The 25,213-nt window shown below is 66.2% G+C and carries 23 protein-coding genes; 7 read left to right on the top strand and 16 right to left on the bottom strand.

All coding sequences use genetic code 11. From position 1 onward, the window contains the following. Positions 1 to 24: 24 nt before the first annotated feature. The gene (locus tag ACZ5MJ_RS01985) at positions 25 to 579 is read right to left on the bottom strand and encodes a cytochrome b (protein WP_464221990.1); all 555 of its coding nucleotides are present in this window, start codon (positions 577 to 579) and stop codon (positions 25 to 27) included. Between the two features lie 282 nt (positions 580 to 861). Then, positions 862 to 2,238: an adenylosuccinate lyase gene (purB, locus tag ACZ5MJ_RS01980; protein ID WP_464221989.1), complete on the bottom strand. Its 1,377-nt coding sequence runs from the start codon at positions 2,236 to 2,238 to the stop codon at positions 862 to 864. 385 nt (positions 2,239 to 2,623) lie between these two features. Here purB and ACZ5MJ_RS01975 point away from each other — a divergent pair, with 385 nt between their 5' ends. Next, positions 2,624 to 3,238 (top strand): glutathione S-transferase N-terminal domain-containing protein, encoded by a 615-nt coding sequence (locus tag ACZ5MJ_RS01975; protein ID WP_464221988.1) that lies wholly within the window; start codon positions 2,624 to 2,626, stop codon positions 3,236 to 3,238. Positions 3,239 to 3,304: 66 nt separating this feature from the next. Here the strand turns inward: ACZ5MJ_RS01975 and mnmA are convergent, their stop codons facing one another. Then, positions 3,305 to 4,390, bottom strand: coding sequence for a tRNA 2-thiouridine(34) synthase MnmA (mnmA, locus tag ACZ5MJ_RS01970; RefSeq protein ID WP_464221985.1), 1,086 nt, complete (start codon positions 4,388 to 4,390; stop codon positions 3,305 to 3,307). Further along, a complete protein-coding gene (locus tag ACZ5MJ_RS01965) occupies positions 4,387 to 4,878 on the bottom strand; it encodes an NUDIX hydrolase (RefSeq protein ID WP_464221984.1) in 492 nt (163 codons plus the stop codon). The genes mnmA and ACZ5MJ_RS01965 overlap by 4 nt, the downstream gene beginning before the upstream one ends. Before the next feature lie 273 nt (positions 4,879 to 5,151). Between ACZ5MJ_RS01965 and ACZ5MJ_RS01960 the strand changes: the two genes are divergently transcribed. The 4 genes from ACZ5MJ_RS01960 (at position 5,152) to ACZ5MJ_RS01945 (ending at position 9,542) form a co-directional block, all read left to right on the top strand. After that, positions 5,152 to 6,273 (top strand): Re/Si-specific NAD(P)(+) transhydrogenase subunit alpha, encoded by a 1,122-nt coding sequence (locus ACZ5MJ_RS01960; protein WP_464221983.1) that lies wholly within the window; start codon positions 5,152 to 5,154, stop codon positions 6,271 to 6,273. Between the two features lie 170 nt (positions 6,274 to 6,443). Further along, a complete protein-coding gene (locus tag ACZ5MJ_RS01955) occupies positions 6,444 to 6,785 on the top strand; it encodes an NAD(P) transhydrogenase subunit alpha part 2 (RefSeq protein WP_035817213.1) in 342 nt (113 codons plus the stop codon). Further along, positions 6,785 to 8,260 (top strand): NAD(P)(+) transhydrogenase (Re/Si-specific) subunit beta, encoded by a 1,476-nt coding sequence (locus tag ACZ5MJ_RS01950; protein WP_464223632.1) that lies wholly within the window; start codon positions 6,785 to 6,787, stop codon positions 8,258 to 8,260. Before ACZ5MJ_RS01955 ends, ACZ5MJ_RS01950 begins: the two co-directional genes overlap by 1 nt. Positions 8,261 to 8,495: 235 nt before the next feature. Continuing rightward, entirely contained in the window at positions 8,496 to 9,542 is a 1,047-nt protein-coding gene (locus ACZ5MJ_RS01945) for a response regulator (RefSeq protein WP_464223630.1), read from the top strand. An 18-nt stretch (positions 9,543 to 9,560) separates the two neighbouring features. On the opposite strand, the gene ACZ5MJ_RS01940 is transcribed toward ACZ5MJ_RS01945, so the two are convergent. The 9 genes from ACZ5MJ_RS01940 to ACZ5MJ_RS01900 form a co-directional block, all read right to left on the bottom strand. Continuing rightward, a complete protein-coding gene (locus ACZ5MJ_RS01940) occupies positions 9,561 to 10,814 on the bottom strand; it encodes a THUMP domain-containing class I SAM-dependent RNA methyltransferase (protein ID WP_464221978.1) in 1,254 nt (417 codons plus the stop codon). Between the two features lie 64 nt (positions 10,815 to 10,878). Then, complete coding sequence (locus ACZ5MJ_RS01935) at positions 10,879 to 11,484, bottom strand: DsbA family protein (protein ID WP_464221976.1); 606 nt, start codon at positions 11,482 to 11,484, stop codon at positions 10,879 to 10,881. Between the two features lie 45 nt (positions 11,485 to 11,529). Then, positions 11,530 to 11,952 carry a CopD family protein gene (locus tag ACZ5MJ_RS01930; protein WP_013957963.1) on the bottom strand — a complete coding sequence of 141 codons (423 nt, stop codon included), beginning with the start codon at positions 11,950 to 11,952 and terminating at the stop codon, positions 11,530 to 11,532. 52 nt (positions 11,953 to 12,004) lie between these two features. Beyond that, positions 12,005 to 13,285: a glutamate-5-semialdehyde dehydrogenase gene (locus ACZ5MJ_RS01925; RefSeq protein WP_464221974.1), complete on the bottom strand. Its 1,281-nt coding sequence runs from the start codon at positions 13,283 to 13,285 to the stop codon at positions 12,005 to 12,007. Between the two features lie 87 nt (positions 13,286 to 13,372). Further along, positions 13,373 to 14,431 (bottom strand): DNA polymerase III subunit delta, encoded by a 1,059-nt coding sequence (gene holA / locus ACZ5MJ_RS01920; RefSeq protein WP_464221973.1) that lies wholly within the window; start codon positions 14,429 to 14,431, stop codon positions 13,373 to 13,375. Positions 14,432 to 14,438: 7 nt separating this feature from the next. Beyond that, positions 14,439 to 14,954 carry an LPS-assembly lipoprotein LptE gene (locus ACZ5MJ_RS01915; protein ID WP_464221972.1) on the bottom strand — a complete coding sequence of 172 codons (516 nt, stop codon included), beginning with the start codon at positions 14,952 to 14,954 and terminating at the stop codon, positions 14,439 to 14,441. Between the two features lie 34 nt (positions 14,955 to 14,988). Beyond that, positions 14,989 to 17,610: a leucine--tRNA ligase gene (gene leuS / locus ACZ5MJ_RS01910; protein ID WP_464221970.1), complete on the bottom strand. Its 2,622-nt coding sequence runs from the start codon at positions 17,608 to 17,610 to the stop codon at positions 14,989 to 14,991. A gap of 182 nt (positions 17,611 to 17,792) precedes the next feature. Further along, a complete protein-coding gene (gene dapB / locus ACZ5MJ_RS01905; RefSeq protein WP_464221969.1) occupies positions 17,793 to 18,590 on the bottom strand; it encodes a 4-hydroxy-tetrahydrodipicolinate reductase in 798 nt (265 codons plus the stop codon). A gap of 112 nt (positions 18,591 to 18,702) precedes the next feature. Beyond that, positions 18,703 to 19,353, bottom strand: a complete 651-nt coding sequence (locus ACZ5MJ_RS01900) for an outer membrane protein assembly factor BamE (RefSeq protein WP_464221967.1) — start codon at positions 19,351 to 19,353, stop codon at positions 18,703 to 18,705. A gap of 244 nt (positions 19,354 to 19,597) precedes the next feature. Between ACZ5MJ_RS01900 and fur the strand changes: the two genes are divergently transcribed. Continuing rightward, entirely contained in the window at positions 19,598 to 20,029 is a 432-nt protein-coding gene (fur, locus tag ACZ5MJ_RS01895) for a ferric iron uptake transcriptional regulator (protein ID WP_464221965.1), read from the top strand. 85 nt (positions 20,030 to 20,114) lie between these two features. Here the strand turns inward: fur and ACZ5MJ_RS01890 are convergent, their stop codons facing one another. Continuing rightward, complete coding sequence (locus tag ACZ5MJ_RS01890) at positions 20,115 to 21,110, bottom strand: LysR family transcriptional regulator (RefSeq protein ID WP_464221963.1); 996 nt, start codon at positions 21,108 to 21,110, stop codon at positions 20,115 to 20,117. Between the two features lie 294 nt (positions 21,111 to 21,404). On the opposite strand from ACZ5MJ_RS01890, the gene ACZ5MJ_RS01885 reads away from it, so the two are divergent. After that, positions 21,405 to 22,016, top strand: a complete 612-nt coding sequence (locus ACZ5MJ_RS01885) for a flavin reductase family protein (RefSeq protein WP_464221962.1) — start codon at positions 21,405 to 21,407, stop codon at positions 22,014 to 22,016. A gap of 66 nt (positions 22,017 to 22,082) precedes the next feature. Here the strand turns inward: ACZ5MJ_RS01885 and gap are convergent, their stop codons facing one another. Then, the gene (gene gap / locus ACZ5MJ_RS01880; protein WP_010813209.1) at positions 22,083 to 23,081 is read right to left on the bottom strand and encodes a type I glyceraldehyde-3-phosphate dehydrogenase; all 999 of its coding nucleotides are present in this window, start codon (positions 23,079 to 23,081) and stop codon (positions 22,083 to 22,085) included. 84 nt (positions 23,082 to 23,165) lie between these two features. Beyond that, a complete protein-coding gene (gene tkt / locus ACZ5MJ_RS01875) occupies positions 23,166 to 25,199 on the bottom strand; it encodes a transketolase (protein ID WP_464221957.1) in 2,034 nt (677 codons plus the stop codon). Positions 25,200 to 25,213 lie beyond the last annotated feature (14 nt).

Here is a 25,213-nt window from a genome sequence, read left to right as displayed (position 1 = left end):
GAAAAAATTGGGCGGTTGCCTGGCTCAGCGCAGGAACGGCAGCATCCGGCCCAGCGTGCCGTCGCGGTCGACGAACTGGTGCTTCACCGCAGCGGCCGCATGGACAACGACCACGGCCGACATCAGGTAGTTCAGCCAGACATGGGCGAACTTCAGCACGTCCTTCAGTTCGTCGTTCTTTTCCAGCAGCGCCGGCATCTTCCACAGGCCCAGGTACACCACCGGCACGCCCGCGGCCGAGCTGTAGAGGTAGCCGGTGATCGGGACGATCACGATCAGCAGGTACAGCAGGTGGTGGGCGCCAGCCGCGGCCCTGGCCTGCCAGGCCGGGGTGCCGGCGACTACCGGCGGGGCCGCATGGGTAGCCCGCCACAGCACGCGCAGCACGGCGACGGCGAAGATCGTCACGCCCAGCCACTTGTGCCAGGAGTAGAGCTTGAGCTTGGTCGGCGTCAGCCCCGGAATGTCGGTCATGTACAGGCCCAGCCCGAACGCGGCAAAGATTGCCAGCGCAATGACCCAATGCAGGGCAATCGCGGTAGCACCGTAGCCAGCGGGGGCATTGGCGGTAGAACGCATCGGAATCCTCTCGCCCATGGCACGGGCGTTTCACAATTTTGGGGAAGCTGCGGGCAGGGGCAAGCCTGCCCGTGCGCTTAAGATTCTCGCATTATTGCGGGCGGACGTGCGCCGATGCAGGACAGTCCTTCATTAAGTTATTCAAATGCTTTGAAGCGACATTCTGCCGCAAGCGGCACAAAGACGCGGCGCCCCTTGCCGGCCAGCCCGGAAAAGCAAAAAAGCCATCCTGGTGGATGGCTTTTCCTGTACAACGCCCGGGCCAGGGCGCCACATGTGATGTCAGATACGCTCAGCGAGCACCGCGGCCTTACCGATGTAGCTGCCGGGAGTCATCTCCAGCAGCAGCTTCTTGGCGTCGTCCGGGATGGCCAGGCCGCTGATGAAGGTCTGCAGCGCCTCGCGCGAGATACCCTTGCCGCGGGTCAGCTCCTTGAGCTGCTCGTACGGGTTGGGCACGCCAAAGCGGCGCATCACGGTCTGCACCGGCTCGGCCAGCACTTCCCAGCAGTTGTCCAGGTCTTCGTTGAGGCGCTCGGGGTTGGTCTCCAGCTTGCCCAGGCCGCGCAGGCATGCCTCGTAGGCCAGCAGGCTGTAGCCGAAGGCCACGCCGATATTGCGCAGCACGGTCGAGTCGGTCAGGTCGCGCTGCCAGCGCGACAGCGGCAGCTTCTCGGACAGGTGGCGCAGCACGGCATTGGCCAGGCCCAGGTTGCCTTCGGAGTTCTCGAAATCGATCGGGTTGACCTTGTGCGGCATGGTCGACGAGCCGATTTCGCCGGCCTTGGTCTTCTGCTTGAAGTAGCCCTGCGAGATATAGCCCCAGACGTCGCGGTTCAGGTCGAGCAGGATGGTGTTGGCGCGGGCGATCGCGTCGAACAGCTCGGCCATGTAGTCGTGCGGCTCGATCTGGATGGTGTAGGGGTTGAAGCTCAGGCCCAGGCGGGTCTCGATGACCTGCTTCGAGAAGGCTTCCCAGTCGAAGGTCGGGTAGGCCGACAGGTGAGCGTTGTAGTTGCCCACGGCACCGTTCATCTTGCCCAGCAGCTCGACCTGCTCGATGCGCTGGATCGCGCGCGCCAGGCGCGCGGCCACGTTGGCCATTTCCTTGCCCAGCGTGGTCGGGCTGGCCGGCTGGCCGTGGGTGCGCGACAGCATCGGCTGGGCCGCATTCAGTTTGGCCAGTTCCACCAGGCGGGCATGCACGCGCTCGAGCGCCGGCACCACCACGCTTTCGCGGGCGCCCTTGAGCATCATGCCGTGCGAGGTGTTGTTGATGTCTTCCGAGGTGCAGGCGAAGTGGATGAACTCGCTGGCGGCTTCCAGCTCGGCGTTGCCCTTGACCTGTTCCTTGAGCCAGTACTCGACCGCCTTCACGTCATGGTTGGTGACGGCTTCGATTTCCTTGATGCGGGCGGCGTCGGCCTCGCTGAACTTGTCCACCAGCGCCAGCAGTGCGGCCTCGGACGCGGGCGAAAATTTGGGCATGTCGGGCAGGCCGGCCTGCGACAGCGCGATCAGCCAGTGCACCTCGACCTTGACGCGGTTGCGCATGAATGCCGCCTCGGACAGCCATTCGCGCAGCGCATCGGCCTTGGCGGCATAACGGCCATCGATCGGGGACAGGGCGGTGAGCGGCGAAAGCGAAGAGGAGGTCATGCTGGAAACCGGGAAAAGGGAGGAGTAGAAGAAGGCGACGTGCAAGCAGCGCCGCGGGGGCCAGCGCTGTCAGCGTTGGGGGGCGGGAACGATGGCCCGATGCGTCCAAAGCGCCGCACCGGCAGGCCCGCCCGCGCACGCGGCACCGGTGCCGGCGCTGCGCAATGCGGGATTTTACCATCCCTGCCCCCGCTCAGGGGCAGCGGTCAAGCACGGCCGCGGGACTTCGGTGCGCGAGCCCGCATTCCCCAGGCGCCACGGGTATACTCGCGCACGCCGTTCCAGTAGCCTGTTATGAAGTGCATCGGGCAAGCCCCCCGCCCTCCCCGGCGTTGCCACTGCCACCGAGCGACGATGCACTTCATAACAAGCTCAAGGGGAGAACATGAAGCTGTATGCATCCCGGACCAGTCCCTACGCGCGCAAGGTGCGCGTGGTAATGGCGGAGAAAAAGATCGAGTGCCAGCTCATCGAAGAGGATGTCTGGTCGCCCGAGACGAAGATCGGCCAGTACAACCCGCTTGGCAAGGTGCCTTGCCTGGTCATGGAAGACGGCGGCGCAATCTTTGATTCGCGCGTGATCGTCGAATATGTCGACACCCTGACGCCGGTCAGCCGCATGATCCCGCAGGGCGGGCGCGAACGCCTGGAAGTCCGGTGCTGGGAAGCGCTGGCCGACGGCCTGCTCGACGCCGCGCTGCTGGTGCGCCTGGAAGCAACCCAGCGCGAGCCGCACGAGCGCAGCGAGCGTTGGGTGCAGCGCCAGCGCGGCAAGATCGACGCGGCACTGGTGGCCATGGCGCACGGCCTGGCCGACCGCCCCTTCTGCACCGGCATCCACTATTCGCTGGCCGATGTGGCGGTAGGCTGCGCGCTGTCCTACCTGGACTTCCGCTTCCCCGATATCGCCTGGCGCGAGCGCCATCACAACCTGGCGGCGCTGGAAGAAAAGCTGTCGAAGCGGCAGTCGTTCATCGACACCGCGCCGCCGCGCGGCTGAAGCCCCCTGCCGCTCAAGGAAAAACACCCGCATCAAGCGGGTGTTTTATTGATGGCGTGGCAGGCCTTACTGGATGATGCCGCCACCCAGGCAGATATCGCCGTCGTACAGCACCGCCGACTGGCCGGGCGTGACCGCCCACTGTGCCTCGGCAAACCCGAGCGTCAGCGCGTCGTTGTCCACCGCCTGCACCGTGCACGCCGCATCGCTCTGGCGGTAGCGCGTCTTGGCCGCCATCGCCGCGCCCGCGGCAGGCGGTTCGCCCGCCACCCAGGACAGGTCCGACGCGCTCAGCACTGGCGTCAGCAGCCACGGGTGGTCGTGGCCCTGCACCACGTAAAGCGTATTGTTCGCCATATCCTTGCGCGCCACGTACCAGGCGTCGCCGTTGCCGTCGCGGCTGCCGCCCAGGCCGATGCCCTTGCGCTGGCCCAGCGTGTAGAAGGCCAGGCCGATATGCTCGCCCACCACCTTGCCCTCGGGCGTCTTCATCGGGCCCGGCCTGGTCGGCAGGTAGCGGTTCAGGAAATCGCGGAACGGGCGCTCGCCGATAAAGCAGATGCCGGTCGAATCCTTCTTCTTCGCGTTCGGCAGGCCGATCTCGGCGGCGATCTCGCGCACGCGCGTCTTGGGGATCTCGCCCAGCGGGAACAGCGTGCGCGACAGCTGCGCCTGGTTCAGCCGGTGCAGGAAATAGCTCTGGTCCTTGGTATGGTCCAGCGCCTTGAGCAGCTCGAAGCGGCCGGCCGCGTTCTGGCGCACGCGCGCATAGTGGCCGGTGGCGATGGTCTGCGCGCCCAGCGACATGGCATGGTCGAGAAAGGCCTTGAACTTGATCTCGGCATTGCACAGCACATCCGGGTTGGGCGTGCGGCCGGCCGAGTATTCGCGCAGGAAATCGGCAAAGACGCGGTCCTTGTACTCGGCGGCGAAGTTGACCGCCTCCACGTCGACGCCGATCAGGTCGGCCACCGACACCACGTCCAGCCAGTCCTGGCGCGTCGAGCAGTACTCGCTGTCGTCATCGTCTTCCCAGTTCTTCATGAACAGGCCGATGACCTCGTAGCCCTGCTGCTTGAGCAGCCATGCGGTGACCGACGAATCGACCCCGCCCGACATGCCCACGACAACACGTTTTCCCGCACCGCTCACGACTGCGCCCCCGCTTGCAGCACCGACGGGTGCGTGTACAGCGCGTCCAGCGCAAAACGCTTGCCGGCCAGGTAGTCATCCACGCAGGCCATCACCAGCGGGGAACGGTGGCGTTCCGGGCAGGCGCGCAGCTCTTCCGCGCTCATCCAGACCGTGCGCACGATGCCGGTGTCGAGCTGGCGGCCCGCATCGAGCGAGCCCAGGTCGCCGGTAAAGGCAAAGCGCACATAGGTCACGTCGGTGCCGGTGCGCGACGACAGCGAGCGGCCCATGTAGCAACCCAGCAGCGCGCGCGGCTCGAAGGTGTGCGCGGTTTCTTCCAGGGTTTCGCGGATCACGGCGCGGACCAGGCTTTCGCCCGGGTCCAGGTGCCCGGCGGGCTGGTTCAGGCGCAGCCCGTCGGCGGTTTCCTCTTCTACCAGCAGGAAGCGGCCGCCGCGTTCGATCACGGCGGCAACGGTCACGCTGGCATTCCAATCACTTGACATGATGCTCAATTTTTAGGCAATCCCGCATTCTACCGGTTGCGGGCCCATCGTGCAGCGCCACGGGCGCCGCCTGAAATCCGGGCCAGGGAGCCACGCAGGCGCTGCACCCCCCGTTTTGGCGGTCGCGCCAAAAGCCGACCGGCCGGTCACCATAGAGCGTCAGATTCCTGTAAGCTGCGAAAAAATTGTGCGCTGCGGCTTAAACCTCGGCGCCCCGGACCAGACGTCGGTCCGCCCAACCAGACAAGACGCCAGCTAAAGGAGAAATCGACGATGTACATCGGCATCCCGCAGGAGACGCGGGCCGGCGAGACTCGCGTCGCCGCCACCCCGGAGACCGTCAAGAAATACGTCGCCCAGGGCCACAAGGTAGTCGTGCAGGCCGGTGCCGGCCTGAGCGCCAGCCAGCCCGACAGCGCGTATGAGGCGGTCGGCGCCACCATCGGCAGCGCCGCCGAGGCATTCGGTGCGCAACTGGTGCTCAAGGTGCGCGCACCGGACGCCACCGAGCTCGCGCAGATGAAGCCAGGCACCGTACTGGTCGGCATGCTCAATCCCTTCGATGCCGAGAACAACGCGCGCATGTCCGCCGCGAACATCACCGCCTTCGCGCTCGAAGCCGCGCCGCGCACCACGCGCGCGCAGAGCATGGACGTGCTGTCGTCGCAGGCCAACATCGCCGGCTACAAGGCCGTGCTGGTGGCCGCGCACCACTACCAGCGCTTCATGCCGATGCTGATGACCGCCGCCGGCACCGTCAAGGCCGCGCGCGTGCTGATCCTGGGCGCGGGCGTGGCGGGCCTGCAGGCCATTGCCACGGCCAAGCGGCTGGGCGCGGTGATCGAAGCCTCCGACGTGCGCCCCGCGGTCAAGGAGCAGATCGAATCGCTGGGCGGCAAGTTCCTCGACGTGCCGTTCCTCACCGACGAAGAGCGCGAGATCGCCCAGGGCGTGGGCGGCTATGCCCGCCCGATGCCGCCGGACTGGATGAAGCGCCAGGCCGAGCTGGTGCACCAGCGCGCGACCCAGGCCGACATCGTCATCACGACCGCGCTGATCCCGGGCCGCAAGGCGCCGGTGCTGCTGCAGGAAGCGACCGTGGCGCAGATGAAGCCGGGCTCGGTGGTGGTGGACCTGGCCGCCGCGCAGGGCGGCAACTGCCCGCTGACGGTGGCCGACGAGGTGGTCAACCACAACGGCGTCATCATCATCGGGCACACCAACCTGGCCAGCATGGTCGCGGCCGACGCCTCGGCACTCTACGCCCGCAACGTGCTGGATTTCCTCAAGCTGGTCGTCGACAAGGACGGCCAGTTCGCGCTGAACCTTGAGGACGACATCGTCGCGGCGTGCCTGATGTGCAGGGACGGCCAGGTCGTGCGCGAGGCGGCTTAATTTCCAAGGGCGCCGTGCGCCCGCTGCTTTTGCCCCCCTCTCCCGCAAGCGGAAGAGGGAGCGCGCCGTCGGTCAGTCAGAGCCACTGACCCTTGGCACGCCGTAATGCAGCAAAGAAAAAACACAGCAAAACGCCGCATCCCGGATTCAAAGCAACGGAGGAGAAGTCGATGGAGATGGTGAACCACACGGTGATCAACCTGATCATCTTCGTGCTGGCGATCTACGTGGGTTACCACGTGGTCTGGACGGTCACGCCAGCCCTGCATACACCCCTGATGGCGGTGACCAACGCGATATCGGCCATCATCATCGTTGGCGCCATGCTCGCGGCGGGCCTGACCGAAGGTGGCGTCGGGCGCGTGATGGGCACGCTGGCGGTGGCGCTGGCCGCGGTCAATGTGTTCGGCGGCTTCCTGGTCACCCAGCGCATGCTGGAGATGTTCAAGAAGAAGGAACCGAAGGCCAAGGCGCCTGAGGCCAAGCCGGCACTGGCCAAGGAGGGCGCGTGATGACGGGTCTTGTCAGCATGAACCTGGTCACCCTGCTCTACCTGGTGGCCTCGGTGTGTTTCATCCAGGCGCTCAAGGGGCTGTCGCACCCGGCCTCGGCGCGCAAGGGCAATGCCTTCGGCATGATCGGCATGGCCATTGCCGTGGTGACCACGCTGGCCCTGATCGTCAAGCTCAAGAATGACTTCCTGGCGGCCGGCACGGCCCAGTCGTCGGTGGGCTCGGGCCTTGCGCTGATTTTCGGCGCGCTGGTGGTGGGTGGCGGCATTGGCGCCTATGTGGCGAAAAAGGTCGAGATGACCAAGATGCCGGAACTGGTGGCGGCGATGCACTCGCTGATCGGTCTGGCGGCGGTGTTCATCGCGGTGGCGGCAGTCGCCGAACCGGCGGCGTTCGGCATCACGCCGGCAGGCTCGCACCTGATCCCGCTGGGCAACCGCATCGAGCTGTTCATTGGCTGCTTTGTCGGCGCCATCACCTTCTCGGGCTCGGTGATCGCCTTTGGCAAGCTGGCCGGGCGCTACAAGTTCCGCCTGTTCCAGGGCGCGCCGGTGGTGTTTGCCGGCCAGCACTGGCTGAACCTGCTGCTGGCAGTGGCGATGGTGGGCTTCGGCGTCATCTTCTTCCTGTCGCAGGACTGGCTGCCGTTCCTGATCATGCTGGCGATCGCCTTCGTGCTGGGCGTGCTGATCATCATCCCGATCGGCGGCGCCGACATGCCGGTGGTGGTGTCGATGCTGAACTCGTACTCGGGCTGGGCGGCGGCGGGCATCGGCTTCTCGCTGAACAACCCGATGCTGATCATCGCGGGCTCGCTGGTGGGTTCGTCCGGTGCCATCCTCTCGTACATCATGTGCAAGGCGATGAACCGCTCGTTCTTCAACGTGATCCTGGGCGGCTTCGGCGGCGACGCGTCGGCAGGCGCGGCCGCCGGCGCGCAGGCGCAGCGCAATGTGAAATCGGGTTCGGCCGACGACGCCGCCTTCTTGATGGGCAATGCCGAGACCGTGATCATCGTGCCGGGCTACGGTCTGGCCGTTGCGCGCGCCCAACACGCGCTCAAGGAACTGACCGAAAAGCTGGCGGAAAAGGGCGTGACCGTGAAATACGCGATCCACCCGGTGGCGGGCCGCATGCCCGGCCATATGAACGTGCTGCTGGCCGAGGCCGAGGTGCCGTACGACCAGGTCTTCGAGATGGAAGACATCAACAGCGAGTTCGGCCAGGCGGACGTGGTGCTGGTGCTGGGCGCCAACGACGTGGTCAACCCGGCGGCCAAGACCGACCCCAAGTCGCCGATCGCAGGCATGCCGATCCTGGAGGCCTACAAGGCCAAGACCATCATCGTCAACAAGCGTTCGATGGCCGCCGGCTACGCCGGGCTGGACAACGAGCTGTTCTACATGGACAAGACCATGATGGTGTTCGGCGACGCCAAGAAGGTGGTCGAAGACATGTTCAAGGCAGTCGACTAAGGCCGGAACCCCGCCGTGCCCGCGCAGGCCGGGGCCTCCCCGGCCCTGCCGCGGGCCGTTCCAGCCGCCGCGCTCCCCCGGACTGCCGCCGCCCTCTTTTGCTGCCCTGCCGCAAGCGGCCACGGCAGCGAGGCGTGCCTTGCAAGGCAGCCGCGGCGCGCTATACTGGGCTGCGAATACGCATGCTGGCTTGCAGCTTGCGCCATGCATGTGCCGAACCCCTGCCCGCCGCTCCATGACCTTCAACCCGCACGACAGGAACCTGTCGGTCTTCCATCACCCGGTCCTGACCGTCCTGGTCGATGACAGCAAGTCGTTTATCGACAGCCTGGCGTTCCAGATGGATGCCTCGCGCGCGGTGATCACCTTCACCGACCCGCGTGAAGCGCTGCAATGGATCCGCGAAGCCTATGCCACCCGCTTCCCGGGCTTCCTGCCGGTGCGTGTGACGCATGACGACCTGACCTTCCTGACCGAGCGGCGCACCGTGCAGCTCGACATCGACCGCATCTACCGCCAGATCCACGACTTCAAGCGTTTCCTGCAGCCGGGCGTGGTGGTGGTCGACTATTCGATGCCGCAAATGGACGGGCTGGAGTTCTGCCAGGCGCTGCAGGACCTGCCCTGCAAGACCATCCTGCTGACCGGCACCGCCGACGAGAGCATTGCCGTGCAGGGCTTCAACCACGGGCTGATCGACCGCTACGTGAAGAAGCACGACAGCAATATGGTGGAGCGGCTGGACCAGGAAATCGACGCGATGCAGCAGGCGTACTTCGCCACGCTGTCGCGCACGCTTCGCGAGCTGCTGACGCGGCATTCGTTCTCGTTCCTGTCCGATCCGGCCATCACCGAGCGCGTGCGCCAGCTTATTGCCCGCTATGGCTTTGTCGAGTACTACCTGTACCCCAACCCGGCCGGCATCCTGCTGCTGACCGCGCAGGGCCATGCCACGCTGATGGTGATCGAGACCCGCGCCGGGCTGATGACGCAGGTTGAGTCGGCCGAAGCCTACGACGCCCCCGCCGCGCTGATCGAAGGCCTGCGCGAAGGCCGCCTGGTGCCGTTCTTCTGGCCCGGCAACGGCATGTACACGCCGGCCTGCGTGGACTGGGAGCAATACTGCCTGCCGGCCGAGCGCTGCGAAGGCAATGAAGAGTTCTTCTACGCACTGTTCGACCTGCCGCGCCACCTGCTGCAGGAGCCGGTGGTCAGCCTGCAGAGCTTCCTGGCGGACTTCGGCCGCAATCCGGACGCGCTGACGGGGCGCAAGCGCCCCTGAGCGCCCGCCCGGGCGCGGTCAGTCCGCCTGCGGCGCCCGGTTGGCGCCGCGCACCATGTCAAAGCGGAACAGCCGGCACTCGATATTGCCGTTATAGAGCGGCGTGCGGCGCGACTCCTTCAGCCGCAGCCGGCGCGGGAAGCCCAGGTCGCCGGTAAATACCCACGCCTGCCAGCCCGAGAAATGCTGCTTCAGGGTGGTGGCAAAGGCGCTGGCAAACTGGTTGGCCGCGGCCTCTTCCACCTCGTCGCGCGGCATCTCTTCCTCGGGCGCGCGGCGCTGTCCGCGCACCGCGATCCGCTCGCCGTACGGGGGATTCATCAACAGCAAACCCGGTTCCTCATAGGGCGGCTGCACGAAGCGCGCGTCCACCTGCTTGGTGCGGGCCTCGCCCGGCAGGCCGGCGCGTTCCCAGTTGGCGCGCGTGATCGCCAGCATGTCGGTGGAGATGTCCGAGCCGACCACCTGGAGCTCATCGGCCGAAGCCAGCATGCGGGTGCGCTGCGCGTCCGACTTCAGCTTCTGCCAGGCCTTGGTATCCATGCCCTTGAGCCATTCGAAGGCAAAGCTGCGGCTGCCGCCCGGGGCAATGCCCAGCGCCACCTGCGCGGCCTCGATCAGGAAGGTGCCGCTGCCGCACATCGGGTCGTAGAAGGGCCTGAAGGTCTGCCCCGGTACCCAGCCGGCCAGGCGCAGGATGCCGGCGGCCAGGTTTTCCTTCAGCGGTGCCTCGCCCTTCTCGGTACGCCAGCCGCGCTTGAACAGCGGCTCGCCGGTGGTGTCGAGGTACAGCGTGCAGTCGCGCTCGGTCAGGTGGGCATAGATACGCACATCCGGGCTGACGGTATCCACGCTGGGGCGCGCGCCCAGGCGCTCGCGCATGGCATCGCAGACGCCGTCCTTGACGCGCAGCGCGGTGAAATTCAGGCTGCGCAGCGGCGATTTGTGCGAGGTGATGTCCACGCGCAGCGATTCGTCGGGCGAAAACCATTGCTCCCAGCGCACGCCGCGCGCAAGCGTATAGATGTCGTCCTCATGCCGATAGCCGCGCGCGGCCACGCGCATCAGCACCCGGCTGGCAATGCGCGAATGCAGGTTGACCGCATAGGCAGCGGCCATCTCGCCCGAGAAATTGACGCCGCCCGGCACCTCCTGGTGCACCGCGAACGGCGCCAGCGCGGCCATGCCCGGCAGCGCGGCGATCTCGCGCAGTTCTTCGGCGAGCGCGCTCTCCAGGCCGCGCGGGCAAGGGGCAAAGAAGGCTTGGGTCATGAGATGGGATTCCTGCAAACAAAAACGTCCGCCGTGGCGGACGGGATATATCAGATAGCTTAGATCAACCTGCCGCCAGGGCGCGGTCGAGGAAGTCGAGCCGGTCCTGGCCCCAGAAGGGCTGGCCGTCATGCACGTACCACGGCGCGCCGAACACACCGGCCGAAATCGCGTCCTGGGTGTTCTGCGCATAAGCCGCCTGCACCGACTGCGCCTCGCTGGCCTTGAGCAGGCTGGCGCCGTCAAGGCCGGTTTCGTCGGCGATCTGCGCCAGCGTGGCGGCATCGGCGATATTGCGCTGCTGCGCCCACACCGCCGCGCCGATCGCGCCGGTCAGCTGCATGGCGCGCGCGGTGCCGTGCGCCAGCTGCGCGGCGATGATCAGCTTGCTGGCCGCGTCGCCCGACACCGGGAAGAAGGTCGGCTGCAGATGCAGCGGCATGTCCAGGAATGCGCTCCAGCGCGCCAGCTCCACCAGGCGATAGGCCTGGCGCTGCGGCGGGCGCTGCGACAGGGGCAGCCCGCCGGAGACAGTGAACACTTTGCCCAGGTCGCACGGCTTCAGGTTCACCTGCGCGCCGTGGCGCTCGGCGATGGCGGCAAAGCGCGCATGGCCCAGGTAGACGAACGGCGACTGCGGCGTCAGGTAATAGTCAACCAGCTTGCTCATTTCGGTTCCGCAACAGGATAGGCAACAACAGACCGGGCGCCAGGCTCAGAACGGCTTGACGACCACCAGGATCACCACCGCCAGCAGCACCAGCACCGGCAGTTCGTTGAACCAGCGATAAAACTTGTGCGAGCGCGTATTGCGGCCCGCCTCGAACTTGCGCAGCAGCACGCCGCAGCCGTGGTGGTAGCCAATCAGCACCAGCACCAGCGCCAGCTTGGCATGCATCCACCCCTGCCCCGCGCCGCGGCCGATGCCGTAGCCCAGGTACAGCCACAGCCCGAACACCACCGCCGGCACCGCCAGCATGGTCATGAAGCGGAACAGCTTGCGCGCCATCAGCAGCAGGCGCTGCGTGCTGGCGGCATCGGTTTCCATCGCCAAGTTGACGAAGATGCGGGGCAGGTAGAACAGGCCGGCGAACCACGAGACCACGAAGACGATATGCAGCGCTTTGACCCAGAGCATCGGCAGGCAGGCGTGTGAGAACGGTTGTTATTGTTGGCGCCGTCGGTGCAGCTCAGGTACGGATCTCGCCGTGCCCGAACACCACGTACTTAAGCGAGGTCAGCCCTTCCAGCCCGACCGGCCCGCGTGCGTGCAGCTTGTCGTTGGAGATGCCGATCTCGGCGCCCAGGCCGTATTCGAAGCCATCGGCGAAGCGGGTCGAGGCATTGATCATCACGCTGGCGGAATCGACCTCGCGGATAAAGCGCATGCCCGCCGAGTAGTTCTCGGTGATGATCGAATCGGTATGGTGCGAGCCGTATTCGTTGATATGGGCAACGGCCTCGTCCAGGCCGGCGACGGTCTTGATGGCCAGGATCGGGGCCAGGTATTCCAGGCGCCAGTCTTCCTCGGCGGCATCGACCAGGCCGGTGAAGCCAGCCGCTTCCAGCGTGGCGCGGGTGGCCGGGCACACGCGCAGCTCGACGCCCTTCTCCTGGTAGATGCGGCACAGCGGCGGCAACGCGGCGGCGGCGATGTCCCGCGACACCAGCAGCGTCTCCATGGTGTTGCACGGCGCATAGCGCTGGGTCTTGGCGTTGTCGCAGACGCGCACGGCCTTGTCCAGGTCGGCATCGGCGTCGATATAGACGTGGCAGATGCCGTCCAGGTGCTTGATCATCGGCACGCGGGCTTCTTCCATCAGCCGCGCGATCAGGCTCTTGCCGCCGCGCGGCACGATCACATCGACGTACTCGGTCATGGTGATCAGCCGGCCCACCGCGGCGCGGTCGGTGGTCTCGATCACCTGCACCGCCTCGGACGGCAGGCCGGCCGCGGACAGGCCCTCGGCCACCAGCGCGGCCAGCGCGGTATTGGATTCGATCGCCTCGGAACCGCCGCGCAGGATGGTGGCGTTGCCCGACTTCAGGCACAGCGCCGCGGCATCGATGGTCACGTTCGGGCGCGACTCGTAGATGATGCCGATCACGCCCAGCGGCACGCGCATCTGCCCGACCTGGATGCCGGTCGGACGGAACTTCATGTTCGAGATCTCGCCGATCGGGTCGGCCAGCGCGGCGATCTGCTCCAGGCCCGCGGCCATGGTGGCAATGGCCTTGTCCGACAGCGTCAGGCGGTCGACAAAGGCGTCGTCCTGGCCGTTGGCGCGGGCGCGCTCGACATCGCGCGCATTGACTGCCTTGAGCTTGTCGGCATCGCGGCGGATGGCCGCGGCGATGGTCAGCAGCGCACGGTTCTTGTCGGCGGTCGAGGCACGCGCCATGGCGCGCGACGCCGCGCGGGCCTGGCGGCCGACGCGGTCCATGTATTGGTTGAGGTCGAGCTCGTTCATGTCAGTGGCCCTGGGTGGTGGCCGTCAGTGTGTTTTTCGTTCCTCCGCCGCGTGCGGCAGGGGAAGCAAACTTGTAGAGATGCGTCGTCAGCGCGCGATCATCAGGGCAAGCTGCTGCAGCCCGTCCCATGGTTCCGCCGGCAGCGGGCTGCCGCCCGGTGGCGGCAGGTCCGACAGGCCCTTGACCTGGCGGTCCAGCCGCGCCGCCAGTGCCAGCGCCGCCTCCAGCCTTGGCTGCGCCAGGCGCTGCGCGGCTTGCGGCACCAGCCGCTCGCGCGGGCCCCAGACGCGCAGTTCGCGCATCAGCACGCCCGCCGGCTTGCCGGCCGCCAGCCCGTGCCGGACCTTGGATAATACGCGAATTTCCTCGGTCAGCGCCCACAACACCAGCACCGTGGCCTCGCCCTCGCCGCGCAGCCCTTCGAGCATGCGCACCAGCCGCGGCACGTCGCCCGAGAGCATCGATTCCGACAGCTTGAACACATCGTAGCGGGCCACGTTCAGCACCGCATCGTGCACCTGGTCGAAGGTAAGTTCGCCGGACGGGTACAGCAGCCCCAGCTTCTGGATTTCCTGGTGCGCCGCCAGCAGGTTGCCTTCGACCTTGTCGGCGATGAACTGCAGCGCACGCCGGCCCGGCTCGCCGCCCTCCACGCGCTGCTGCTGCAGCGACAGTCGCTCGCCGACCCAGGCCGGCAGCCGGGTACGGTCCACGGTGTCGACCTTGATCGACACGCCGGCGCCTTCCAGCGCCTGGAACCAGGCCGACTTGGACGCGGCAAAATCCAGCCGCGGCAGCGTCACCAGCAGCACCACGTCTGGAGACGGCTGGGCGGCCACGGCGCGCAGCGCCTCGCCGCCGTCCTTGCCGGGCTTGCCCGACGGGATGCGCAGTTCAACGATCTTGCGATCGCCGAACAGCGACATGGACTGCTGCGCCTCGACCAGCTGGCCCCAGTGGAAACCGCGCTCGGCAACCAGCACCTCGCGTTCGGAAAAACCGGCTTCGCGCGCCGTCGCGCGCAGGCGGTCGACGGCTTCCAGCACCAGCAGGTGCTCGTCGCCATGCACCACATACAACGGCGCCAGGCCCTTGGCCTTCGCCTGCCGCAGGTGCGCGTCGAGCCCGTCGAGCTTGAGCTGCATGCCGTGATCAGATTGCCTTGACGGCGGCCAGCCGGCGCATCAACTGCTGCACGATATCGCGCTGCATATCGCGGTACAGCTGCTCCTCTTCGTAGGTCTTGGCCAGCGTATTGGCTTCGTTGTAGGTCAGGTCGCGCGTCAGGATCAGCTGCGACGGCGGAATCAGTTCCTTGCCGGCGGGGTCGCGCAGGCGGAAGGTGAAACGCTGCGTCAGGCGGTATTCACGCACCACGCCTTCGGTCGTGATCGACAGGATGGTCTTGGTGCGGGTGTCCTGCAGCACGTCCAGCAGGGCGTCGGCCTCTTTCTGGTCGACCACCACCTGGGTGTCGGAGCCGCCGCGGATGGCGCGGCGCAGGTCCGCGCCCATCAGCGAATTGGCCGGAATCCCGATATAGAGCCGCTTGAAGGCGAAATCCGAGTTGCCGCGCATGTGGAAGCCGCAGCCGGCCAGCAGGCCCGTTGCCGGCACCGCCAGCATTGCCGCGAGCACCTTGCGGCGGCCCATGTTCAGTCGCTTCATTCTTGGCGATTCCTTGTCAGGTTCCGGGGCCAGCTTACAACACCACGTTGACCAGGCGGCCAGGCACCACCACGATCTTCTTCGGCGCCTTGCCCTCGGCAAACTTGGCCACGGTCTCGCTGGCGGCAGCGGTTGCCTCGATGGCGGCGCGGTCGGCGTCGGCGGGCACGGTGATGCTGCCGCGCACCTTGCCGTTGATCTGCAGCACCAGTTCGATCTCGCTGCGCACCAGCGCGGCTTCATCGACCTGCGGCCACGGTGCGTCGAGCAGGTCGCCGGCTTCGGCGGCGTAGCCCAGCTGCTCCCACAGGCCGTGGGTGATGTGCGGCACCACCGGGTACAGCACGCGCAGCAGGATGCCGAAGCACTCGCGGCGCGCGGCCGGCGAGGCGGTCTTGGCATCGTCCAGCGCGTTCAGCATCTTCATCGTGGCGGACACCACGGTGTTGTACTGGATGCGCTGGTAGTCGTAGTTGGCCTGCTTGAGCACGCCGTGGATCTCGCGGCGCAGCTCGGCGTCTTCGGCAGTGGGATTGCCGGCGGCGCCGTCGCGGATGGCCGCGGCGTTGGCAAAGCCATGGTTCCACACGCGGCGCAGGAAACGCGACGCGCCCTCCACGCCCGAGCCGCTCCATTCAAGCTGCTGCTCCGGCGGCGCGGCGAACATGACGAACAGGCGCGCGGTGTCGGCGCCGTACTGGTCGATCAGCGCCTGCGGGTCGATGCCGTTGTTCTTGGACTTCGACATCTTCTCGACGCCGCCGATCACCACCGGCTGGCCGTCGGCGATCAGCGTGGCGCCCACCGGGCGGCCGCGCTCGTCGGTGCGCAGGTCGACCTCGGCCGGGTTGTACCAGTGCTTCTTGCCCGAGGCGTCTTCGCGGTAATAGGTCTCGTTGAGCACCATGCCCTGCGTCAGCAGGTTGGTGAAGGGCTCGTCGAACCTGACCAGGCCCAGGTCGCGCATGACCTTGGTCCAGAAGCGCGCGTACAGCAGGTGCAGGATGGCGTGTTCGATGCCGCCGATGTACTGGTCCATCGGCATCCAGTAATCGTTGCGCGCATCGACCATGGCGGCCGCGTCCGGGCAGGTATAGCGCATGTAGTACCAGCACGAATCGATGAAGGTATCCATCGTGTCGGTCTCGCGGCGCGCCGGCTTGCCGCACGACGGGCAGGTGCACTGCAGGAAGCGCGCATCCTTGGCCAGCGGGTTGCCGGTGCCGTCCGGCACCAGGTCTTCGGGCAGCACCACCGGCAGGTCCTGCTCGGGCACCGGCACCACGCCGCAGCTGTCGCAGTGGATCAGCGGGATCGGTGTGCCCCAGTAGCGCTGGCGCGAGATGCCCCAGTCGCGCAGGCGCCAGGTCACCTTCTTCTCGCCGATGCCCTTGGCACCCAGGTCGGCGGCAATGGCTTCGACCGCGGCCTGGTAGCCGAGGCCGTCGTACTTGCCGCTGTGGATGCAGGTGCCGTTTTCCTTGTCGCCGTACCATTCCTGCCAGGCTTCGGTCGAGTAGGCCTGGCCTTTCACGTCGATGACTTGCCTGATCGGCAGCTTGTACTTGAGCGCGAAGGCGAAGTCGCGCTCATCGTGCGCGGGCACGCCCATCACGGCGCCGTCGCCATAGCTCATCAGCACATAGTTGCCGACCCACACGTCGACCTTCTCGCCGGTCAGCGGGTGCACCACCTGCAGGCCGGTCGGCATGCCCTTCTTCTCCATGGTCGCCATGTCGGCTTCCATGACCGAGCCATGCTTGCATTCGTCGATGAAGGCAGCCAGCTCGGGGTTGTTCAGCGCGGCGTGCGTGGCCAGCGGGTGCTCGGCGGCGACCGCGCAGAAGGTCACGCCCATGATGGTGTCGGCGCGCGTGGTGAACACATACAGCTTGCCGTCATTGATCGGCTTGCCATCCTCGCCCGGGATGTCGTGCGGGAACGCAAAGCGCACGCCCACGCTCTTGCCGATCCAGTTCTGCTGCATCACCTTGACGCGCTCGGGCCAGCCCAGCTGGTCCAGGTCGCCCAGCAGTTCCTCCGCATACTCGGTGATGCGCAGGTAGTACATCGGGATCTCGCGCTTTTCCACCACCGCGCCCGAGCGCCAGCCGCGGCCATCGATGACCTGCTCATTGGCCAGCACGGTCTGGTCCACCGGGTCCCAGTTGACGGTACCGGTCTTGCGGTAAGCGATGCCCTTTTCCAGCATCTTCAGGAACAGCCACTGGTTCCAGCGGTAGTAGTCCGGGCTGCAGGTGGCGACCTCGCGCGACCAGTCGATGGCCAGGCCCATCGACTGCATCTGCTTCTTCATGTAAGCGATGTTGTCGTAGGTCCAGGCCGCCGGCGCCACGCCGTTGTTCAGCGCCGCGTTCTCGGCCGGCATGCCGAAGGCGTCCCAGCCCATCGGCATCAGCACGTTGTTGCCGTTCATGCGCAGGTAGCGCGCCATCACGTCGTTGATGGTGTAGTTGCGCACATGGCCCATGTGCAGCTTGCCCGACGGATACGGCAGCATCGAGCAGGCGTAGAACTTGGGCTTTTCCTTGCCGTCGGCCCCGGCCGCATGCTCCGACACGCGATAGGCGTCGATGGCTTGCCAGTGCTGCTGGGCGGCTTGTTCAACGGCGGAAGGAAGGTATTTGTCTTGCATGGTCGGGACAGCAGTCAGGACAACGTCTGCGCGGCAACTGGCCTGCCGGCATCCGGGGGAATCGTTGGAAGGTAAGCGGCGGGCGCTGGTCGCGGCGCCCGCCCGGCGTGCAATGCGAAAGAGTTCGATTATAACCGTGGCACCGGGCCGGCTTGCCGCCCCGGGGGCCAGGCGCGAAGGCCTTACTTCAGGCCCAGCACGTCCTGCATGTCGAACATGCCGTTGGGCTTGTCGGTCAGGAAGCGGGCGGCGCGCACGGCACCGTCGGCATACGACTGGCGGCTGGAGGACTTGTGGCTGATCTCGATGCGCTCGCCGATGCCGGCGAACATCACGGTATGGTCGCCGACGATATCGCCGCCGCGCACGGTGGCGAAGCCGATCGCGTTCGGGTCGCGCTCGCCGGTGTGGCCTTCGCGGGCGTAGACCGCGCAGGTCTTCAGGTCGCGACCGAGGGCATCGGCAATCACTTCACCCATCTTCAGCGCGGTGCCCGACGGGGCGTCGACCTTGAAACGGTGGTGGGCCTCGATCACTTCGATGTCGTAGCCGGTCGACAGCAGCCTGGCGGCCACTTCCAGCAGCTTGAAGGTGGCGTTGACGCCGACGCTGAAATTGGCGGCGCAGACAATGCTGATTGACTTTGCGGCCTCGGCCAGCACGGCCTTGCCGGCTTCATCGAAGCCGGTGGTGCCGATCACCATCTTCACGCCCAGCTTCTGCGCCGCGGCCACGTGGGCCAGCGTGCCTTCGGGACGGGTGAAGTCGATCAGGCAATCCGCGCCGGCCAGCACGGCTTGCACGTCGGCGCTGATCGCCACGCCGGTCTGGCGGCCCAGCAGCAGGCCCGCATCCTGGCCCAGCGCCGGCGAACCCGGCACGTCGAGCGCGCCCGCCAGGCTCACGCCCTCGGTGTTCAGCACGTGTTCGATCAGCATGCGGCCCATGCGGCCCGATGCGCCTGCGATGGCGATGTTCATGGTGTCTGGCTCAGCGGAATGTGCGCGATGCGCGGAAAGTGAAAGAGCCGGCCATGCCTGACCGGCCCGGAAATCTGGAGGCGCGCCGCAGCCGGCACGCCCGCGCGGCGGATCAGTTGGCGGCCGGCTTGGGTGCCTCGGCGGGCGCGGGGGCCTGGGCCGGCTCGGCGGCCGGGGCCGCAGCCTCGGCGGAGGTCGCGGCGGGGGTGGGCTGCGCCGCACCCGTGGTGGCTGCCGGCTGCTGCGCCTGCCGCGGCACAAAGTTCTCCACCGTGGTCTGCGGCTCGGCCGGGGCGGCCGCGGCGCTGGTGGAAATCCTGCCCGGCCGCTGCTCCTTCAGCGCCTTCTTCATGCCGTCGATTTCGGCAATCAACTCGTACTCGGACGGCAACTCGTCGCCGCCAAACTTGACCAGCTTGTCGCCTTCGAAGAACACCGTGTAGCGGCGCTGCTGCACCACCGGGGTACTGCCGCGGCGGAACGAGAACACGTAGTCCCAGCGGTTGGCGTGGAACACATCGGTCAGCAGCGGCGTGCCAAGCAGGAACTTGACCTGGTCGCGGGTCATGCCTTCGCGCAGTTGCGCGGCGGCTTCGTGTGAAACGAAGTTGCCCTGCACGATATTGATTCGGTACGGCGTGATGGCGTTGGCTACCTTGCGCGAGGTGGAATCGTAGGCCGAGCAAGCGCCGGCCAGCAGGGCCGCGGCCAGCAGGGAGACAACCAGCGTCGGGCGCATGGCGGACGAACGGATAGAACGCATGTATCTCGCTTCCGGGAGGGAAAGAAAAGTACTGCGGCAAAGAACCGCTGCGCGGGCATAAAAACGGCGCAAAATGCGCCGATTGCACCACACACGCAGATTGCGCCTGCCGCGGCAACCACTTGGGACGGCACGCGCGCCGGGGCGCGAAGCCCACATGGGGCATCGCCGCCGCAAGCGACTTTTGCTGCCAAAACCCTTATGATTCAACTATCCAGACATTGTACTCTAGGGAGTCACCCACATGCCGAGTCCGGCGGACCTCAAGAATATCGGCCTGAAGGCGACTGTGCCCCGGCTGAAGATTCTTGAAATTTTTCAGACCAGCGAACAGCGGCACCTGAGCGCTGAAGACGTCTACCGTATCCTGCTGAACGAACATATGGATATCGGCCTGGCCACCGTCTATCGCGTGCTGACCCAGTTCGAGCAGGCAGGGCTGCTGTCGCGCAACAATTTCGAATCCGGCAAGGCAATTTTCGAGCTGAACGAAGGCAAGCACCATGACCACCTGGTGTGCATTGACTGCGGCCGGGTCGAAGAATTCTTCGATTCCGAAATCGAACAGCGCCAGCAAAGCATTGCGCGCGAGCGCGGCTTTACCCTGCAGGAACACGCGCTGTCGCTGTACGGCAACTGCACCAAGACAGACTGTCCCCACAGACCCAAACGATAAGCCCGCACGCTTCCGCTACCGGAGCGCAGACGAGCAACAAAAAACCGGCGCCTGGCGCCGGTTTTTTGTTGGCTGCCTGTCGCGCTCAGGGCGCCTGCAGATCCTGCAGGTCCTGCTCGGTCGCCACCCGCGCCGGGCGTCCCGGCGGCAGGCCGACGAACTCGCCCACCACCTGGCGGAACAGGCTGCGTGCCCACACCAGCATCGGATGGGTGTTGCGGCTGCGGTGCCAGAACATGTTCAGGCCGAGCGTGGTGTTCAGCTCCGCCGGCAGCGGGAAGGCCTTCAGGCCATAGGTCTCGCAGGCCATGTCCTTGGTCAGCGCATTGACCGTGAAGATCATGTCGGTCTGCGCCGCCAGTTCGGCCTGGGCCCGCCAGGAATGCACCGTCAGCGTCGCATTGCGCTTGAGGCCGCGCTGCTGCAGCGCGTAATCGAGCGGGATCAGCGACGGCGCCGGACGGCCCGCGCCGCCCGAATGCGCCATGAAGATATGGCCGCAATCCAGGTATTGCTCGAGCGTGCAGTGGTTCTTCAGTACCGGATGGTCCTTGCGCGCGCACACCCACAGGTTCAGCGACGTCACCATTTCCTCGACGATTTCCGGGTGGCGGGTCGGGAATGGCGAAAATGCCAGGTCGAGCTCATTGGCGCGCATCGAGGCGACATCCGTTTCCCACGAATGGGACTCGACCAGCTTGATATGCAGGTCCGGCGCCAGTTGCTTGACGCGCAGCACAAAACGGTTGAATACCGTGTCGCCCAGTTCCGCGGCAAAGCCGATGCTGAGCGTGCCGGTGGCGATGGCCGGATCGAAATTGTCGGCGTCGCCCTCGTTGATGGACGACCACAGATCCAGCATGTCGCGGATCTTGGGGCCCAGTTCCAGCGCGCGCGGCGTCGGCGTCAGGCCGTGCGGGACGCGGATAAAGAGCGGATCGTCAAAGATTTCGCGCAGCCTGCCCAGCGAGTGCGAGACCGCCGGCGCGGTCATATGCATCTTTTCCGCTACATAAGTGGCGTTTCGCTTGCTCAGCAGTTCGGTGAAGATCACTAAGAGCTTCGTGTCTACGTTCACCATGATCAGGCCTCGGTCGGATTATTCTTAGCTAGATGGCCCCACCACTTGCACTGGCTGCACATCAGATTTCAACAGCGTCTTATTAGTGTAAGAGGAAAAAACAAGCTCGGAAAGCAAATTCGGCATTTCTGAAATGGCTGTCCAGGGCATAAATCTGAAAAATTGCGCGCATTTCGCGCTATTGATTGCACTTGGGTACATTTCCCGCGCCGCAACATGTACCCGCGCATCGGGGTATAGTGGGCATACCGATTCCATTTTTATCATTCTTTTCTGACGGCACGAATCCGCGCCATGCCTGAACACTTTCGCCTCCCGGTACCCCTGCCCAAAGCCTACCGCCTGCTGAACCACGGCCCCACCGTGCTGGTCAGCGCGGCCGCCGGCGGCAAGCGCAATATCATGGCCGCCGCCTGGGCCATGCCGCTGGATTTTGCCCCGCCCAAGGTGGCGGTGGTGCTGGACAAGAGCACCTGGACGCGACGCCTGCTGGAGGACAGCGGCGAGTTCGTGCTGCAGGTGCCCACGGTCAGCCAGGTCGACCTGACCGAGGCGCTGGGTTCCAGCTCCGGCCTGGCGCTGATGGAACAGGAAGGCACCGACAAGTTCGACGCCTACGGACTCGGCACCTTTGCCGGCGCGGCGGTCGGCGCTCCGCTGCTCGAAGGCTGCGCGGCCTGGCTGGAATGCCGGCTGTTGCCCGAACCTGCCACGCAGCAGACCTATGACCTGTTCCTGGGCGAAGTCGTCGCCGCGCATGCGGATACGCGCGTGTTCAGCGACGGGCGCTGGCATTTCGACGGACATGACGGCCTGCGCACCATCCACCATGTGGCCGGCGGCCATTTCCTGGTGGACGGTGCCGCGGTCGACGCGCGCCCGCTGGCGCCCCGCCCCGCCGGCTGAACCCCGCCGCGCCGGAAAAATAAAAACGCGCCCGTGGGCGCGTTTTTATTGACTGCGGTGGCGGAATTACTTGGCCGCGACGCGGACCATTTCCAGCACCTTGTTCGAGTAGCCCCACTCGTTGTCGTACCAGCTCACGACCTTGATGAAGGTGCCGTCCAGCGCGATGCCGGCTTCGGCGTCGAAGATCGAGGTACGGGCGTCGCCGCGGAAGTCGGTGGCGACAACCTTGTCTTCGGTGTAGCCCAGCACGCCCTTGAGCGCGCCCTGGCTCTGGGCCTTCATTTCGGCGCAGATTTCTTCATAGGTCGCCGACTTTTCCAGCTCGACGGTCAGGTCGACCACGGACACGTCCGAGGTCGGCACGCGGAACGACATGCCGGTCAGCTTCTTGTTCAGCTGCGGAATCACCACGCCCACGGCCTTGGCGGCACCGGTCGACGACGGGATGATGTTTTCCAGGATGCCGCGGCCGCCGCGCCAGTCCTTGTTGGACGGGCCGTCAACGGTCTTCTGGGTGGCGGTGGCGGCGTGCACGGTGGTCATCAGGCCACGCTTGATGCCCCACTTGTCGTTCAGCACCTTGGCCACCGGTGCCAGGCAGTTGGTGGTGCAGCTGGCGTTGGAGATGATCGCCTCGCCCTTGTACGACTCGTGGTTCACGCCGTACACGAACATCGGGGTATCGTCCTTGGACGGGGCCGACATGATCACCTTCTTCGCGCCCGCGTCGAGGTGCTTCTGCGCGCCTTCCTTGGTCAGGAAGATGCCGGTCGACTCGACCACCACGTCGGCGCCGATCTCGCCCCACTTCAGCTCGGCCGGATCCTTGACCGCGGTCAGGCGGATCTTCTTGCCGTTGACGACCAGGGTGTTGCCGTCGACCGAGACTTCGCCGTCAAAGCGGCCATGCACCGAGTCGTACTTCAGCATGTACGCCAGGTAGTCGGGCTCCAGCAGGTCGTTGATGCCAACGACTTCGATGTCCTTGAAGTTGGCGACGGCGGCGCGGAACACCATGCGTCCGATGCGGCCGAAGCCGTTGATGCCGATCTTGATGGTCATGACTGTATCTCCTGAGGATCGATTGAAACCGGTGGGCGCCGCGTCTGCCGCGCGGCGCACCGCGCGGCTCCAGCGCCCGGATGCTTAGATAAGGGTGTCTTTCACCGTGCGGACCACGTTCTCGACGGTAAAGCCGAAGTGCTTGAACAGCACGCCGGCCGGGGCCGATTCACCAAAGGTGTCGATGCCCACCACCGCCTGGACCTGGTACTTCCACCAGAAGTCCGTCACGCCCGCCTCGACCGCCACGCGCGGCACGCCGGCCGGCAGCACGCTGGCCTTGTAGGCGGTGTCCTGCTTGTCGAACACGGTGGTGGCCGGCACCGAGACCACGCGCACATGCACGCCTTCGGCGGCCAGCGCGTCAGCGGCACCGACGGCCAGGCCCACTTCGGAGCCGGTGGCCAGGATCACGGCATCCGGGCGCTTGGTCCTGGGGTTGACGCTGTCGCGCAGCACATAGCCGCCACGCGCGATATTGGCGCGGGTGGCGTCGTCGCGGCGCTGGAACGGCAGGTTCTGGCGGCTGAAGATCAGGCAGCTCGGGCCGTTCTCGCGGCGGATCGACTCGGCCCAGGCCACGGCGGTTTCGGTGGTGTCGGCGGTGCGCCAGACATCCATGTTCGGGATCAGGCGCAGGCTGGCGACGTGCTCGATCGACTGGTGGGTCGGGCCGTCTTCGCCCAGGCCGATGGAGTCGTGGGTGAACACGAACAGCGTGCGGATCTTCATCAGCGCCGCCATGCGCAGCGCGTTGCGGCTGTAGTCCGAGAACGTCAGGAAGGTGGCGCCGTAGGGAATGTAGCCACCATGCAGCGTGATGCCGTTCATGATGGCGCTCATGCCGAACTCGCGCACGCCGTAGTTGATATGGTTGCCCCAGGCATCCACGCGCACGGCCTGGCTGCCCGACCAGTTGGTCAGGTTCGAGCCGGTCAGGTCGGCCGAGCCGCCGAGGAACTCGGGCAGCACCGGGCCGAAGGCTTCGATGGTGTTCTGGCTGGCCTTGCGGGTGGCGATGGTCTCGGCCTTCTCTTCGCACTTGGCGATGAAGGCGTCGACGGCGGCATCGAACGAACCCGGCAGCTCGCCCTTCATGCGGCGGCTGAACTCGCCGGCCTCATACGGGTGGCGCTCTGCATACGATTCGAACAGGGCGTTCCAGGCGCGCTCCAGGGCCTGGCCGTTGGCCTTGGCGTCCCAGGCGTCGTAGACCTCGGCCGGCACTTCGAACGGGGCGTGGGCCCAGCCCAGCGCCTCGCGCGTGGCCAGCACTTCGGCGCCGCCCAGCGGGGCGCCGTGCACGTCGTGGCCGCCTTCCTTGTTGGGCGCGCCCTTGCCGATCTTGGTGCGGCAGCAGATCAGGGTCGGCTTGTCGCTGGCCTTGGCCCGCGCGATGGCGTTGTCGACCGCGACCACGTCGTGGCCGTCGATGCCGCGGATCACGTTCCAGCCATAGGCTTCGAAACGCTTCGGGGTATCGTCGTTGAACCAGTGCACCACGTCGCCGTCGATCGAGATGCCGTTGTCATCCCACAGCGCAATCAGCTTGTTCAGCTTGAGCGTGCCGGCCAGCGAGCAGGCCTCGTGCGAGATGCCTTCCATCAGGCAGCCGTCGCCCAGGAAGACATAGGTGTGGTGATTGACGATGTCAAAGCCGGGGCGGTTGAATTCTTCGCCCAGCAGGCGCTCGGCCAGCGCCATGCCGACGGCGTTGGTGATGCCCTGGCCGAGCGGCCCGGTGGTGGTTTCCACGCCCGGGGTGATGCCGTATTCCGGGTGGCCGGCGGTCTTGCTGTGCAGCTGGCGGAAGTTCTTCAGCTCTTCGACTGGCAGCGCATAGCCAGTCAGGTGCAAGAGCGAATAGATCAGCATCGAGCCGTGTCCGTTGGACAACACGAAGCGGTCGCGGTCGGCCCATTGCGGGTTGCCCGGGTTGTGCTTCAGGTGGCGGCCCCACAGCGCCACGGCGATGTCTGCCATGCCCATCGGCGCACCGGGGTGGCCAGAATTGGCCTGCTGGACGGCGTCCATGGCAAGCACGCGGATGGCGTCGGCCATCAGCTTGGCGGGCTGGGAAGCAAAAGGACTTGTGGCGGGATGGGCAAGGGCGGACATGCGGGCGGATTCGG

Source organism: Cupriavidus sp. LA-1, assembly GCF_055385985.1.
Note: the sequence above shows the minus strand (reverse complement) of the source record. Positions and strands in the feature narration are given on the sequence as shown.